General features: G+C 64.6%; 12 protein-coding genes and 1 pseudogene. All 13 read left to right on the top strand.

The features are described from left to right. The first annotated feature begins 356 nt into the window (after positions 1-356). The gene (locus OXT71_15320; protein ID MDE2927763.1) at positions 357-644 is read left to right on the top strand and encodes a sarcosine oxidase subunit delta; all 288 of its coding nucleotides are present in this window, start codon (positions 357-359) and stop codon (positions 642-644) included. A gap of 8 nt (positions 645-652) precedes the next feature. Further along, a complete protein-coding gene (locus OXT71_15315) occupies positions 653-3,574 on the top strand; it encodes a 2Fe-2S iron-sulfur cluster-binding protein (protein ID MDE2927762.1) in 2,922 nt (973 codons plus the stop codon). A 2-nt stretch (positions 3,575-3,576) separates the two neighbouring features. Further along, positions 3,577-4,260, top strand: a complete 684-nt coding sequence (locus tag OXT71_15310) for a hypothetical protein (protein MDE2927761.1) — start codon at positions 3,577-3,579, stop codon at positions 4,258-4,260. Between the two features lie 3 nt (positions 4,261-4,263). Then, positions 4,264-5,475, top strand: coding sequence for an FAD-dependent oxidoreductase (locus OXT71_15305; protein MDE2927760.1), 1,212 nt, complete (start codon positions 4,264-4,266; stop codon positions 5,473-5,475). A gap of 144 nt (positions 5,476-5,619) precedes the next feature. Then, positions 5,620-6,957, top strand: coding sequence for a type III glutamate--ammonia ligase (glnT, locus tag OXT71_15300; protein MDE2927759.1), 1,338 nt, complete (start codon positions 5,620-5,622; stop codon positions 6,955-6,957). Positions 6,958-6,985: 28 nt separating this feature from the next. Continuing rightward, a complete protein-coding gene (locus tag OXT71_15295; GenBank protein MDE2927758.1) occupies positions 6,986-7,888 on the top strand; it encodes a DMT family transporter in 903 nt (300 codons plus the stop codon). A 60-nt stretch (positions 7,889-7,948) separates the two neighbouring features. After that, the gene (locus OXT71_15290) at positions 7,949-9,553 is read left to right on the top strand and encodes a hypothetical protein (GenBank protein MDE2927757.1); all 1,605 of its coding nucleotides are present in this window, start codon (positions 7,949-7,951) and stop codon (positions 9,551-9,553) included. After that, entirely contained in the window at positions 9,550-10,803 is a 1,254-nt protein-coding gene (locus OXT71_15285) for a right-handed parallel beta-helix repeat-containing protein (GenBank protein MDE2927756.1), read from the top strand. Before OXT71_15290 ends, OXT71_15285 begins: the two co-directional genes overlap by 4 nt. A gap of 128 nt (positions 10,804-10,931) precedes the next feature. Then, positions 10,932-12,506: pseudogene (locus tag OXT71_15280) on the top strand (fumarate hydratase). Positions 12,507-12,771: 265 nt separating this feature from the next. After that, positions 12,772-13,695 carry an RNA polymerase subunit sigma-24 gene (locus OXT71_15275; protein ID MDE2927755.1) on the top strand — a complete coding sequence of 308 codons (924 nt, stop codon included), beginning with the start codon at positions 12,772-12,774 and terminating at the stop codon, positions 13,693-13,695. A 275-nt stretch (positions 13,696-13,970) separates the two neighbouring features. Next, on the top strand, positions 13,971-14,750 hold the full coding sequence (locus tag OXT71_15270) for an amidohydrolase family protein (protein ID MDE2927754.1): 780 nt from the start codon (positions 13,971-13,973) through the stop codon (positions 14,748-14,750). Between the two features lie 11 nt (positions 14,751-14,761). After that, positions 14,762-15,520: an amidohydrolase family protein gene (locus tag OXT71_15265; GenBank protein ID MDE2927753.1), complete on the top strand. Its 759-nt coding sequence runs from the start codon at positions 14,762-14,764 to the stop codon at positions 15,518-15,520. Positions 15,521-15,573: 53 nt separating this feature from the next. After that, positions 15,574-15,990, top strand: coding sequence for a hypothetical protein (locus tag OXT71_15260; protein MDE2927752.1), 417 nt, complete (start codon positions 15,574-15,576; stop codon positions 15,988-15,990). Positions 15,991-16,015: the final 25 nt, after the last annotated feature.

Below are 16,015 nucleotides of genomic sequence, written 5' to 3'. Positions count from 1 at the left end.
CACACCGGAGTTCGGCGGTTAGGAAACCGCCGCTCCTATGGGAGGGGCGATTTCCAATCGCCCGGTCTTCGGCGCCCAGTTCGTCACACTGGCGTTCGGCGGTTGGGAAACCGCCGCTCCTATGGGAGGGGCGACTTCCAATCGCCCAGTCGTCGGCGCCCAGTTCGTCACACCGGAGTTCGGCGGTTAGGAAACCGCCGCTCCTATGGGAGGGGCGATTTCCGATCGCACGGTCGTCGGCACCCAGTTGCCACACCGGCGTTCGGCGGTTGGGAAACCGCCGCTCCATTCTTATTCTACCGGGATTTCGCCAGCTACCGGCCGGTGGGGGAGCATTTCTCTAACGGGAGTCGCGTTTGTCCTTTTTGATGAACTGTCCCAATTGCGGACCCCGTTCGGCCTACGAGTTTCACTGCGCGGGGGAATACCAGAAGCGGCCGGCGCAAGGGGCGCCGGAGCGGGACTGGGCCCGCTACCGCTATTTCAGGAAGAACCACCCGGGAGAGGAACTGGAGTGGTGGCTCCACTCCATGGGATGCCGCTGCTGGTTCCTGGCCAGGCGCGTCGTCGCCTCCAACCAAGTGGTCTCCAGCTTCTGGCCCCATGAGTTGGGAGAGCCCGGGACCGGACCCGGCGGAAGTTGAAAGGCTCCATGCGGCGACTGGATCCGAAACCGGGAGAGCTCCTGGACCGCGGCCGGCGGATCTCCTTCCGCTTCGACGGCAAGACCTGCGAAGCCCATCCCGGAGACACGGTGGCCTCGGCCCTGTTGGCCTCCGGGGTGAGCATCTTCTCCCGCAGCTTCAAGTATCACCGGCCCCGCGGGCTGCTCTGCGTCTCGGGCAACTGTCCCAACTGCCTCATGAACGTCAACGGGACGCCCAACGTGCGCACCTGCATGCAACCGGTCCGGGACGGGGACGAGGTGAAGTCCCAGCACTGCTGGCCGTCGCCCCGCTGGGACCTGCTCTCCCTGATCGAGCGGTTGGACGCTCTGATGCCGGTGGGGTTCTACTACAAGACCCTGATCCGTCCGCGCCTCATGTGGCGGCTGGCCGAACCGGTCATCCGGCGCCTTGCCGGCCTGGGGAGCCTCAAGCACTCGAACGGGAAGCCCTCCCATTACGAGCACCAGCATCAACACACCGAGGTCGCGGTGGCGGGAGGCGGAGCCGCGGGAATGGCGGCGGCTCTGGCCGCTGCCGATTCCGGCGCCCAGGTGGTCCTGGTGGAGAGCGAATCGGAACTGGGGGGACGGCTCCGGTCCCGGTCCGGCCCGGTCGCCGATCCGGACACCGGAGCCTCGGTTGCCGGTTTCGAGTTGGCCCGCACCTGGAGCCGCAAGGTCCTGGACCACCCCGGGATTCGGGTCCTGACCGGATCATTGGCCTTCGGCGCGTACGAGGGACGGCTCCTCAGCATTGCCCGGGGAGATCGCCTCATCCATCTCCGGTACGACCAACTGGTGGCGGCGACGGGCAACCATGAGTATCCCCTCCTGTTCGCCGGCAACGACCTGCCGGGCGTGATGCTGGGCTCCGGGGTCCGGAAACTCCTGAACCTGTACCGGGTCCGGCCCGGGACCCGCGCCGCGGTGGTGGTCTCGGACGACGAAGGTCTGGAGCTGGCGCTGGAGCTCCACGATGCCGGGGTCGAGCTGTCGGTGGTGGTGGACCGGCGCTCCGATCCGTCCGCAAGCCCCTCCGCCGGCCGCCTCGCCGATCTGGGCGTGCACCATCTCCGCGCATCCCATCCGGTTGCGGCCCAGGGAAGGCGGAAAGTCGAGGCGCTGAGAGTGGCCGTCGGCCCGGCTGGGGGTGTTTCGAACCGGCACCGGGTGGCCACCTATAAATGCGACCTGGTCTGCCTCTGCTCGCCCTGGTCGCCGGCCATCGAACTCCCGCGCCAGGAGGGGGGCAAGGCGCGTTTCGACACCGGCAGCAACCAGCACGTCTGCGCATCCCTTCCGGCGCACGTCCACGCGGCGGGCCACCTGGAAGGGGCACGGGACCTGCCATCCCTGCTCCGCCAGGGCCGGACCGCCGGGTTGAGGGCCGCGGCGGCCGTTCGTCCGCTGGACGGTGAGGCGGCCCGGCGACTGGAACGGCTCGACCGGATGGACCGGCAACTGCGGGAGGAGGCGCGGTCCGGGAAGGACCGGGAGGAGATCCCCTTTCCCCGCCAGAGCCCGGGAGGAGAGAAGGCCTTCGTCTGCCTCTGCGAGGACGTGACGGACAAGGACGTGGCCAACGCGGTCCAAGAGGGGTTCCGCGAAATGGAGCTCCTCAAGCGCTACACCACGGCCACCATGGGCCCCTGTCAGGGGAAGATGTGCCAGATGCTCCTGGCCGGCGCCTGCGCCCGGGAGACCGGGCGCACCCTGCACGAGACCGGGAGGACCACGTCGCGTCCCCCGGTCGCCCCCGTCTCCTTGGGAGTCCTGGCGGGTCCCCACCACCACCCGGTCAAGCTGACGCCGCTTCACGAGCGGCACGAAGCGGCCGGCGGCGAACAGATGGCCATGGGGGAGTGGATGCGCCCCTTCAGCTACGGGAACCCGGAGGAGGAATGGAGGGCGGTTCGGGAGCGCGTCGGGGTCATCGACGTGAGCACGCTGGGCAAACTGGAGGTCCAGGGCCGCGACGCGGGCAAGCTGCTGGACCTGGTCTACACCCACCACTTCTCCAACCTGAAGCCGGGGCGGATCCGCTACGGGGTCCTCTGCGGCGAGGATGGAATCATCCTGGACGACGGCACCGTCAGCCGCCTGGCCGAAGACCACTTCTACATCACCACCACCACGGGCAACATCTCCTTCGTGGAGCAGTGGATGGACTGGTGGGCGGTGGTGTCCGGCTTCTGTGCCCACGTCACCGAAATCACCGCTAGCTTTGCCGCCGTCAATCTGGCCGGCCCCGGGGCCCGGACGGTCCTCTCCCGTTTGACCGGCCTGGATCTCTCCAACCAGGCGTTCCGTTACATGCGCTGCCGCACGGCGACGGTGGCCGGCGTGCCGGCGCGACTGCTCCGGATCGGGTTCGTGGGCGAGACCGGCTGGGAGATCCACGTTCCCGCCTCGTACGGGGCGTATCTCTGGGACACTCTCCTGGAAGCGGGAGCCGATCAGGGGATCGCCCCCTTCGGCGTCGAGGCCCAGAGGATCCTCAGGCTGGAAAAGAAGCACTTCATCGTGGGTCAGGACACGGACGCCCTGAGCAATCCATTCGAGTCGAACATGGGCTGGGTGGTGAAAATGGACAAACCGGATTTCATCGGCCGGCAGGCTCTCCGGAAAGCCATGAAGGAGGGTGCGCACAACCGCCTGGTCGGTTTCGTGACCTCCCGGCGGGTGCACGAGGGGACGGCCGTGGTCCGTGACCGGCAGCCGGTGGGGCGCGTCACCAGCGCCCGCTGGATCCCCCACCAGGACCGCTGCATCGGATTGGCCTGGGTCCCGGAAGAGGATGCGGCGGATGGATCGCCGATCCTGATCAGTCACGAAGGCTCTCTGCTCCCGGGACAGGTGCACGCCGCGCCCTTCTACGATCCGAAGGGCGCAAGGTTGAGAAGTTGACCATGCCCGACGCTTGGAATCCGCTCCGCCGATCCCCCATGCATGCCCGGTTGCGGGAGGCGGGGGCCGTCTTCGAAACCGGATCCGGTTGGGCTCGGGCCCGCCATTTCGGGGACCCGGAAGCGGAGTTTCAGGCCGGCAGCACGAGTGTCGTCCTCTCGGACCTGAGCGGGACCGGGAAATGGCAGGCCAGGGGCCGTGACCTGGAACGCGATCTCGAGCCCGGCGTTTCCGGGAAGGTCCCGGCTCCGGGCCGCGTGGCCGGCACCCGGACCGGCTGCCTCTGCCGCATGACGCCCGGAGAGGCCTTGTTCCTCTACCAGGACGGGCCGCCGGAGCATCGACAGGTGTCCGGGGCAGACGGAGACGGCTGTCTCCACCTGCTGGAACGAACCGACGGGCTCGCCCTGATGGCGCTTTGGGGACCCGAGTCCCGGCGCGTCCTGGCCAAGCTCACCACCCTCGACCTGAGAGAAGAGGCGCGCCCCCACGGGACCTGCGCCGCGGCGCCCATGGCGGGCGTCCGGGTTCTTCTGATCCGCTGGGACCGGGGCGGGTTGCCCACTTACCCGATCCTGGTGAGCGCCGAGTACGGCGCCTATCTCTGGGACATGGTCCTGGAAGCGGGGAGGGAGCATGGTCTCCGTCCCTGCGGTCTGGACGGGTGGAAGCGACTGGAGGAGTAGCGAGTGTCACGCCTGTTCCGCTTCGATCCCATGTGGCAGGAGCATCGGCTCCGCGACCGCTACGACGTGGTGGTGATCGGCGCCGGCGTGCACGGACTGGCCACCGCCTACTATCTGGCCCGCCGCGGGATCACCGACGTGGCGGTCCTGGAGAAAGGCTACCTGGGATCGGGAAACAGCGGACGCAATACGGCCATCCTCCGGGCCAACTACCGGACCCCGGAAGCCATTCCCTTCTACGCCGAGAGCCTGGCCCTCTACGAGGAACTCTCCGACGACCTGGACTACAACCTGCTGTTTTCGCAGCAGGGCCACCTGACGCTGGCCCACACCGAGGCCGCGGTCAACGGCCTCCGGGTGCGGGCCGAAGCCAACCGCATCATGGGGGTCAGGAGCCGGATCATCGGCCCGGCCGAAATCAGGCGCATGGTCCCGGCCCTCGACACCTCTTCCGCCCCCCGGTATCCGATCATGGCCGCCCTGTATCACGCTCCGGGAGGAATCATCCGCCACGACGCCGTGGTCTGGGGCTACGCCCACCAGGCCAGCCAACTCGGCGTCGAGGTCCATGCCCATACCGAGGTCCTGGACCTGGGCCTCCAGGCGGGCAGGATAGCCACCGTCCACACGAATCGGGGGACGATCCGGACCGGCGCCGTGGTCAACGCCACTTCCGGCTGGTGCTCCCTGATCGCGGCCATGGCGGGCGTGGAGCTCCCCATCGTCAGCCACCCGCTACAGGCCTGCGTCACCGAGCCCATGGAGCCCCTGCTGGACAAGGTCATCGTTTCGGCCAATCTGCACGTCTACGTGAACCAGACTCCCCGGGGAGAGTTCGTGATCGGGGCGGAGATCGACCCCTATCCCTCCTACCACCTGGGCTCCACCCTGCCCACGCTCAAGTCGATGGCGTTCCACGCTTTGGAGCTGTTTCCCGATCTGCACCAGGTCAAGGTCCTGCGCCAGTGGGGAGGGATCTGCGACATGACGCCCGACTACAGTCCCATCATCGACGAACACCCGGAAGTCGGCGGCTTCTTCATGGACGTGGGGTGGGGCACCTATGGGTTCAAGGCGGGTCCGGCCGGCGGCAAGTGCCTGGCGGAGCTGATCGCCACCGGAAGGACGCCCGAGTTGATCAAGGCCTTTTGCTTGACCCGCTTTCACGAAAACCGGCTGGTCGGAGAGAAGGCCTCGGCCGCCGTCTCGCACTAGAGACCGGACGGAGGCGGGGGCTTGCAACCGGAGCCCCCGGAAGCGTACTCTCCGCACTACGCCGGGGGCGTCGACGCAGTCGCAGAGAACCGGAAACCCCGGCACGATTGGGGTCCGAAACACAACTGAATCAGGGGAGAAATCATGAGCGGACTGGAAGAGACTCGAAGACTGGTGGACGCGGGCGAACTCGAATTCTTTCTCTGTTCCTTCGTGGAGATGGGGGGTATGCCCAAGGCCAAGCTGGTGCCGGCCAAGCGCATCGACGACATGGCCGCCGGCAGCGCCGGATTCGCCGGATTCGCAGCCGGGAACATGGGCCAGGGTCCGCACGACACCGACATGATCGCCATCCCCGACTTCTCCAGCGTGACCCGGATTCTCTGGCGTCCCAACCTGGCCTGGGTGGCTTCCAACATCCAAGTGGACGAGAAACCGTGGCCCTACTGCCCCAGGACGATTCTGCAGAACAACCTGGAGCAGGCGCGCCAAAAGGGATATGTCCTCAAGGTGGGAGTCGAGCCCGAATTCATGCTGCTCCGGAGGGGTGAGGACGGCGGCTACGCCCCCTTCGATCCTTTGGACCGCCTGGACAAGCCGTGCTACGACCTGACGGCGCTCAACCGGAGCCTGGACCTGATGACGACCCTGGTCCGGTACCTGGACCAGATGGGCTGGGGCCCCTACGCCAACGACCACGAGGACGCCAACTGCCAGTTCGAGATCAACTGGACCTATTCCGACGCCCTCCGGACCGCCGACCGCCACACCTTCTACCGCTGGATGGTCAAGGCCCTGGCCGAGGAGCGGGGATTGACGGCGACCTTCATGCCCAAGCCCTTCTCCCATCTGACCGGCAACGGCGCCCACTTTCACATCAGCCTCTGGGACGCCGAGACCGACGAGAACCTGTTTCTGGATGAATCGGACGAAAACGGGCTCTCCCAACTCGCCTACCACTTCATCGGAGGACTCAAGAAGCACGCCCGCGCCGTGACGGCGGTGACCGCACCCATCGTCAATTCCTACAAGCGGCTGATCCGGGGCGCTCCCCGCTCGGGGGCGACCTGGGCTCCCGTGTTCGTCACCTACGGGGCCAGCAACCGGACGCAGATGATCCGGATCCCGGATGCGGGGCGCATCGAGAACCGGACCGTGGACGGCGCCACCAACCCCTATCTGGCCGCCTCCGTCATGCTGGCCGCGGGCCTGGACGGGATCGAGCACGAGCTGCCGGCCGGCACCCGAAACGACCGCAACCTGTATGAGGTCCCCCGGGAGCAGTTGAGGGCCGAGGGGATCGATCTCTTGCCCGAAAACCTGTCGGACGCCATCGACGCCCTGGAGCAGGATCCGGTGGTCCTTGGAGCCCTGGGGTCCCCCTACGGCGAATATTACGTCCAGATGAAGCGCGAGGAGTGGAAGGCCTACCACGACTCGGTCTCCCAGTGGGAGGTCGACCGCTACCTGGGGCAGTTCTGAGCTACGCCCGTTCCGTTCCCACAACGTCATGCAGGGTCTGACTCTCGCGCTGTTGGCCTGCCTGTGCGTGTCCGTCAACTACATCACGGGAAAACTCGGCGTCACCGGCTTCGGTCCCGACAGCTTCAGCCTGGTCTGGATCACGGCGGCCGCCGTCTACACTCTGGCGGCCGTCCTGGCGACGGGACGCACCCGCCAGTTGAGGCTGCCCCGGGCGGTCTGGGGGCGGGTTCTGGCCCTGGGCGTTCTCACCGGGCTGCAGATGATCCTGTTCTGGTGGAGTCTGGACCTGCTCGACGCCCCGTTCGCCGCGTTCCTGGGACGGTTCGAACCGGCCCTGACCATCCTGCTGGCCGGTCTCCTGTTGGGTGAGCGGCTCCAGTTCCGCGAGGGACTGGCCATCGGAGTCATGATCGTGGGCGGGAGCCTGAGCACCGCCGGCGTCTGGCAGGAAGTGGGACTGGGCGTCCTGCTGGTGATGCTGGCCTCCCTGACCATGTCGTTGCAGTTCGTCCTGGGCAAGAACCTGGTGGCGGGAGTCCACCCCGGCATCATGGTCTTCTACCGGGCGGCCATCGCGTCGGCGATGATGTTTCTGTGGGTCGCGGGTCCGGGAGAGGCCCGCTTCGACGTCGCTCCCTTCTACTGGGGGATGACACTGTTCGGAGCGTTTCTGGGTCCCTTCGTCGGATACACGCTGCTGTTTCACTCCTACCGCTTCTGGGACGTGACCCGCACCGCCATGGTCATGACCCTGCAGCCGCTTTTCGTACTCCCTCTGGGACTGATCTTTCTGCCGGAGCAGGGGCTGAGTTCCCGGCAACTGCTGGGCGGACTCCTGATTTTGGCAGGAGCACTCTGGCTGATCGCCATTCACCGCGCCCACGGGGCAGATGGCCGCCGAACCCCCGCGACGGTTTCGGAAGATTGACTCTCTCCGGCCCTTTGGATAGTTTCGACCGGATCGGACCACTGGAAAGGAGCCCGTAAAATGACTTCAATCGTTGCAGCGTTCCCGGCCGCCAGAGTCGCGGGAATCGCCCTGGTTTTCTGTCTGCTCGCATGGCCTCAGGCGCACGCCGCTCCGCCCGGAGACAGCGCCGCTCTCACCCATATCGGCAGTCAGAAACAGTTGTTCATCGACGACTACATCATCCACCGGATGGACCACGTCAAGCGCATGCTGAACCCGGCGGTCAAGGCGCCCAACAACCCCATCATCGAAGCCGACCGGCCCTGGGAGAGCAACTACCTGCGCTGCAACCAGGTGCTCTACGACCCCAAGGACGGCCTGTTCAAGATGTGGTACACCTCCTACACCGAATTCAGGGGAACCAAGGACGCCGGCGACGGCTACCGGACCCAATGGAGCCGGGACGGCGACGGGTACGCGAGGGAGCGGGTTCCGGACCCGTACCACTATTTCAACGATCCCAACGGCTCCCAAATGGCCTTCTGTTTCGCCACCTCCAAGGACGGGTTCAACTGGGAGAAACCCAACCTGGGCAAGGTGGAATTCCAGGGATCCCGGAACAACAACATCCTGCCCCCGGGAACCCGCTTTCCCAACATGCTGGATCCCAACGAGAAGGACCCCTCGCGCCGCTACAAGTCGGCAGCCGACGACTACAAGTTCCACGGCTACCATTTTGGCCGGATCAACCTCTACCACTCCCCCGACGGGATCCAGTGGACCACGGCGCCCGAGAACCAGGAGATGGACATCTCCGACAAGCAGGGCCGCTGGGGACCCAACAGTTTCATGGGCTGGGATCCCATCAAGGGGGTCTACGTGACCCACATCGAGAGCTGCCTGCACCGGCGCTGCCCCCTGGGGAAACGGATCACGGGCCGCTCCGAGAGTCCGGACTTCATCCGCTGGTCGGAGGTGGAGACCATCATGATCCCCGATGACCGGGATGCGCCGGACGCCGAGTTCTACGCCTTCCCGGCCTTCACCTACGAAGGGGTCTACATCGGCGTCCCCTGGATCTTCCAGACCACCGAGGGTCTTCACTATCCCCAACTGGCGTTCAGCCGCGACGGCGTCACCTATCAGCGCCCTTTCCGGGAAGCCTTCGTCAAACTCGGAGACACCGGGGATTTCGATGAGACCACCCTCTATCTGCGAAATCCTTTCTTCCAGAACGGCCGGATCTGGTTCTACTATTCGGGCGGCAACTGGAGAGGCCCCGAACCGCTCTACGACCGGGGCGACACGCAGGTTTTCGCCATCGGCCTGGCCACCCTTCCCGAGGACGGCTTCGTCTCCCTCATCGCCGGCAAGCTGGATCCCGGAAAGGTGCTGACGCGCGTCATCACGTTCACGGGGAACCGCCTCTACGTGAGCATGCAGGCCGCCAAGCACACCTGGGGAGCGGGACCGGCAGAGGTCAAGGTGGAGATCCTGGACTCGGCCCATACCCCGGTCCAGGGATTCACCCTTCAGGACGCCGACAACCTGGATTCCACCGGCAAGCACCTGGTGACCTGGGGAGGCAAGAGCGACGTAGGGCACCTGGCGGGGAAACCGGTGCAGCTCCGGTTCACCGTGCGCAACGCCAAGCTCAACGCCTTCCAGTTCCTGGAGAAATGATGCGCGGGAGCAGCACGACATCCCGAACACCCGTATGCCTGGCAACAGCCGTGTTTCTTCTGCTGGCGGCATGGGGACAGGCCCGGCCAAGCGAGGCCCCGAAGGGACCAGCCGCGGTCGTCGACGCCGCCAAGTACGACACCCTGCAGGAGGCTCTGGACGCGGTCCCCGAGGCCGGCGGGATCGTCCGGCTGCCGCCTGGAGACTTCCCTCTGGAGCAGCCCCTGATCCTGTCCCGGGAGAATACCCGGGTCGTGGGCTCGGGCGCCGCGACCCACCTGATCAACAAGAACACCCAAGGCAAACCGGCGTTCGTCGTCCGCTCCATGCAGCAGGACCGGGAACGCAAGGCGCGCCTCTGGCGGGTGCAACTGGCCGACTTCCGCATCAGCGGAAATCCTGACAGCGGAGACGGCCTCCAGGTGGAGGGGGCCAACGAGATCTACATCGACGGGCTCTCCATCGACCACAACGGCGGCCACGGGATGAACCTCATCGACTGCTACGAGGATCCCCGGATCGTCAACTCCATCATCACCTACAACGGCAAGGCGGGGATGAACGTGCTGGGAGCCCACGACATGGTGGTGAACGGCAACCAGTTCGAGGAGAACCACGACGGGCTGCGCTTCATCAACGGCTTCAACCTCTGCATGACGGGGAACGTCCTGGACGACCACCTGGGCGACGGCGTGGTCATCGAACGGACCTACGGTTCGGTGGTCTCGGGCAACATGATCGAGGAGTGCCGGGGCACGGCCATCATTCTGGACCGGGACTGCTACGGCATCACCTTGAGCTCCAACGTGATCGCCCACAACCAGAAGGGGGGCGTCGACCTGCGGGACGCCTGGGGCTGCGCCGTCTCGGCCAACACCTTCACCCTGATCCCGAAACAGTCGATCCGGGTCGGGCCCAAAGCCGGCCGCATCGCCATCACCGGCAACGCCTTCTCCAACAGCTACCTGGGCGGAAAGACCAAGTACCACGAGCGGCACGACACTGAATGGCCCAACGTCACCCTGGGAAGCGGGATTCTGCTGGAAGGGACCTCGGACATCGCCATCACAGGCAATTCCTTCACCGGCCTGCAGGAGAACGCCGTCCAGACGGTGGGCGAATGCCAGCGGATCACCATCACCGGCAACGTGGCCACCGACCTGGGGCGGTCCGGATCGCAGAAGGTCCCGGCCTTCGACGTGCAGAACGTGCGGGGGCTGGTCCGCGGCAACAACGCCGTCGACGACTGAAACCTGGCCCCCTGCCATCGCTCATTTGACATACTGAACACCCGGAGGAAAAGAGGATGGGTGGATTCCAACACCAGGAGATTTTCGAGCACGCCGGCCAGAACGTGGAGTACCGGAAGCTGGGCGGCCACGTCTCCACGGTGGAGTTCGAGGGCCGGCAACTGCTCAAGATCGGGCCCGAGGCTCTGCCTCTCCTGGCGCAGAACGCCATCGACGACGTTTCCCACCTGCTGCGAACGAGCCACCTGGAACAGCTTTCCCGCATCCTGGAGGACCCCGAAGCCTCCGAGAACGACCGGTTCGTGGCGCTGGAGCTGCTGAAGAACGCCAACATCGCGGCGGGGCGCGTTCTCCCCGGCTGCCAGGACACGGGGACGGCCATCGTCATCGGCCACAAGGGCCAGAACGTCTGGACCGAAGGGGACGACGGCGAAGCCCTGTCGCTGGGCATCTACAACGCCTACCAGGAGGGGAACCTGCGCTACTCCCAACTGGCTCCCCTGAGCATGTACAAGGAGAAGAACACCCGGACCAACCTGCCGGCCCAGATCGAGCTCTACGCCGAACCGGGAGACGAGTACCACTTCCTCTTCATCGCCAAGGGCGGGGGTTCGGCCAACAAGATGTTCCTCTACCAGCAGACCAAGGCCCTGCTGAACCCCGATTCCCTCATGCGCTTCGTGGAAGAGAAGCTCCATTCCCTGGGCACGGCCGCCTGCCCTCCCTACCACCTGGCCCTGGTGATCGGCGGCATGTCGGCCGAGTTCACCATGAAGACCCTGAAGCTGGCCAGCGCCCACTACCTGGACGACCTGCCCGCCTCGGGCAACGAGCTGGGCCGGGCCTTCCGCGACCGGGAACTGGAGCAGCAGATCTTCGACCTCTCCACCCGGATCGGCATCGGCGCCCAGTTCGGCGGCAAGTACTTCGCCCACGACGTCCGGGTGATCCGGCTCCCCCGTCACGGCGCCTCCTGCCCGGTGGGCCTGGGTGTCTCCTGCTCGGCGGACCGCCAGGTGCTGGGCAAGATCACCCGGGACGGAATCTTCCTGGAACAGTTGGAGACCAACCCGGCCCGTTTTCTGCCGGAAGTGACCGAAGAGGACCTGGACGACGACGTGGCCCGAATCGATCTGAACCGGCCCATGCCCCAGATCCTCGACGACCTGCGCCAATACCCCGTGGCCTCGCGCCTCTCACTGACCGGACCCGTGATCGTGGCCCGCGACATCGCCCACGCCCGGTTGAAGAAGGACCTGGACAACGGCCGGGCGCTGCCCCGGTACTTCAAGGACCACGTGGTCTACTACGCCGGTCCGGCCAAGACGCCCCAGGGGTATGCCTCAGGCTCCTTCGGTCCCACCACCGCCGGCCGCATGGATCCTTACGTGGATCTCTTCCAGAGCCGGGGCGCCAGCATGGTCATGCTGGCCAAGGGCAACCGCTCGCGCCAGGTGAGCCAGGCCTGCGCCCGCCACGGCGGCTTCTACCTGGGCTCCATCGGCGGGCCCGCCGCCGTTCTGGCCGAGCACAGCATCAAGAAGGTGGAAGTGGTGGATTACGAGGATTTGGGCATGGAGGCCATCTGGAAGATCCAGGTGGAGGACTTCCCCGCCTTCGTCATCATCAACCACGAGGGCCGCGACTTCTACACCGAACTCCCCGGTGGCAAGCCCGGCGGTTTGATCTCCCTGAAGTCGTGACGGTTGAGCGGCGACATCCTCGTCGCCGAATTGGAGGGGCGACTTTCAGTCGCCCTGTTCTCCCCCGTTCCAAGCAGCGAATATCTACGCTAAGCTGAATACCATGCCCAACTCACAGGGTCCCGTCGGTGTTCGGTCGTTCCTTCCAATTCTCATCGTGCTTTGCCTCTCCGGCATACATTGCCAAGTCGTTCAGGAGAGCATCCGGGAGAATTTCCGCAATGACTTATGGAAGGGCAGACATCTCACGGCCGACGAGGCGGAGTTGCTCGAGAAGAAACTGGCCGACGAGCCTAGCGACATCACTTCACGCACCCAGCTTCTCGGTTACTACCAGAAACGACGATTGGACCGAGATGAATCCGCCTTGGCTGAAATCCGCAGGCACGTGCTGTGGCTGGTTCGGAACTCACCGGAGACCCCGGTCTTGGGAAGTCCAGGTGGCACGATCATCCGTAGTGCGGACCCGGAAGGCTATTCCGAAGGCGAGAAGGCCTGGATGAATCAGCTCGAAGGAGACCCCGACAACGTGACCCTTCTGGGCCATGCGGCGAGATTTCTGCATTTCAGCGAACGCAAAACCAGGATCGAATTGCTTCAGCGCGCCCGGTCTCTGGATTCGTCCAACCCCGAATGGCCTGAGCGTTTAGGACGCGAGTATGAGACCAACATATTTCGGGGTTCGGAGCCGATCGGGAAAGAGTCCGCTGAAAAAGCGTTGGAGATGTACGAAACCGCTTTTGAACTTTCGAATGAACGCGAAAGGGAAACATTGTTGGAAGATCTGGCGAAAGTCGCATTCGCAGCCGGTCGGCACGGCAAAGCCCGCCAGTATGCCGAATCCTTGTTGCAAGGCGCCTCAGCCGGCATGAGCTGGAATTACGGAAACCGCGTCCACCACGGCAACCTCGTCCTCGGACGAATCGCCTTGGCCGAGGGAAACGCAAAGGCTGCAAAATTCCGCCTCATTGCCGCAGCCAACACAAAGGGCTCACCCGGACTCCAGTCGTTCGGTCCGAACATGACTCTCGCCAGGGATTTCCTTGAGCGGGGTGAGCAGGACGTCGTGCTCAAGTACTTCCGTCTCTGTTCAAGGTTCTGGGAGAACGACCGCGGCAGGTTGGACGAATGGACCGCTCAGGTCAAAGAAGGCAAGATTCCGGATTTCGGCGCCAATCTCGCATACTGAAACGAACTCTGACACCAGCTCGTCCATCCTGGACAGGGCCACACGATCACGTCCGGTGTGGGAATTCTATGACAGATGCGGTGGATTTCAGTCGTAAAACTCCGACGAAAGAGTAAGGAATGGGCGACTGAGAGTCGCCCCTCCCAACCCAGACTTTCCCACGATCTCCCCGGCTGCTAGAATCCGTGCCCGGCGGGGCGGTTTTTCCGCAAACCGCATGATCCGGCAGGGACGAGCGGTTCGTCCCCTTGATCTCAAGCGAAAGTGACTTCCTGATGGGCAAAGTCGATCTCAACTTCAAGCCTGCGGTTCCCGTGTTCGACGCCAACGTGGAGCTGGGGCGCCGGCACGACCGGCGCAACCTCATGGACACTCCGGAGCAGCTCTTCGAGGAGATGGCCCGCGCCGGCGTGGACCGGGCGCTGGTCTGGCATCCCAACGGCGCCACCTACGATTCCATGGAGGGGAACCTGATCCTCCAGGAGTTGATCCACGGCGATTCGAGACTGGTCCCCCAGTTCTTCTGCAATCCTTCGTTCGACGATTTCGACGTCTTCACCCGAAGCGTGAAGGACGCGGCCGTCCGGTCCCTTCGCATGGTCCCCCAATACCAGCACTACCCCTTCCGGGAGTGGATCGTGGGACCCTGGCTCGATTGGATGGAGCGGGAAGGATTGGCGCTCTGGCTGCCCGCGACCTACACGGTCTTCGGCGACACGACCGAGCTCAACGCCACGGACGTGTACGACACCGTCCGGGAGCACCCCCATCTCAACGTGGTCCTGAGCGAGATCCACTACTCCAACATCTCCTGGGCCGTTCCTCTGCTCAAGAGCCTCCCCAACGTCCACGTGGAAACGTCCAAGCTCACCATTGCCGATCCTATCAACCGCTTTCTGGAGTTCATGGACGACTCGCGCATCCTCTTCGGCTCCCGCTACCCCAACTCCACCATGGGCATCCACATCTATGCCCTGCATCACATGGGGCTGCCCGAGTCCACCGTACGGGCCATCTGCGCCGGCAATCTGGAACGTCTCCTGGGAATGGGATAGAGGTCGAACAAATGAAAGACTTTCCCGTCGTCGATTTCCACGCGCATTTGGGGAATTGGGGCCGTTTCGGCATGCTGGACACGCCCGAGCTCTTCCTGAGCTGCATGGACAACGCGGGCATCGACGTGGCCTGCCTCAACTGCATCTTCCATGGAGATTCGTACCGGGGCAACGACCGGGTCGCCGAGTACGTCCGCAAGTGGCCCGACCGCTTCGTCGGCGCGGCGTTTATCAGCGCCAACTACCCGGAAGAGATGGTCCCCGAGCTGGAACGCTGCTTCGGGACCCTGGGGATGAAATTCATCAAGATCTATCCCCATTACGTCCGCGTCTCCCATCACGAACCCCTTTACTTTCCCATCTACGAGTTCGCCAATGATCGGGGCTTGGCGATCATGTCCCACGCCAGGCACTACTTCGATCCTCCTTCGGTTTCCATCTACAAGCGTTACGAGGGCCTGGTGAAACGATTCCCCAAGATCAACTGGGTTCTGGCCCACGCCGGCGGCGGCACGAGCGCCGAGGTCGCGCGCACGGTGCGGGACTTTCCCACCATCTACGTGGAGACCTGCAGCTCCGGCCTGCGCTACGGCGGCATCGAATACGCCGTCAAGAACGGGAGGGCCGACCGGGTCCTCTTCGGCACCGACATGCCGCTGCTGGATGCCGCTCAGCAATTGGCCAAGGTGATCGTCTGCCGGATTACCGACGAAGAGAAGAAGATGGTCCTGGGCGGCAACGCCATCCGGCTTCTGAACCTGAAGCTCTGAGCTTCATTGATCCTCTACGAGACCCTGTCGACGACACCTGAAGTGGCAATCTGATGGGCAGAGTCGACTTCAACTTCAAGCCTGCCGTTCCCGTGTTCGACGCCAACGTGGAACTGGGACGCCGGCACGACCAGCGCAACCTCAAGGACACCCCGGAGCAGCTCTTCGAGGAGATGGCCCGCGCCGGCGTGAACCGGGCTCTCGTCTGGCATCCCAACGGCGCCACCTACGATTCCATGGACGGGAATCTGATCCTCCAGGAGTTGACCCAAGGGGATTCCAGACTGGTTCCCCAGTTCTTCTGCAATCCGTCCTTCGACGATTTCGACGTCTTCACCCGGAGCGTCAAGGACGCGGCCGTCCGGTCCATCCGCATGGTCCCGCAGTACCAGCACTACCCCTTCCGGGAGTGGATCGCGGGACCCTGGCTGGATTGGATGGGGGATTATATATTGAGGTTGACAAGCTGAGCCGAATCGTGTAGACTCTTCCCAT

This window comes from Acidobacteriota bacterium, assembly GCA_028874215.1.
Classification (GTDB): Bacteria; Acidobacteriota; UBA6911; order RPQK01; family JAJDTT01; genus JAJDTT01.
The sequence above is the reverse complement of the archived record's forward strand: the minus strand, read 5'-3'. Positions and strand labels throughout refer to the sequence as shown.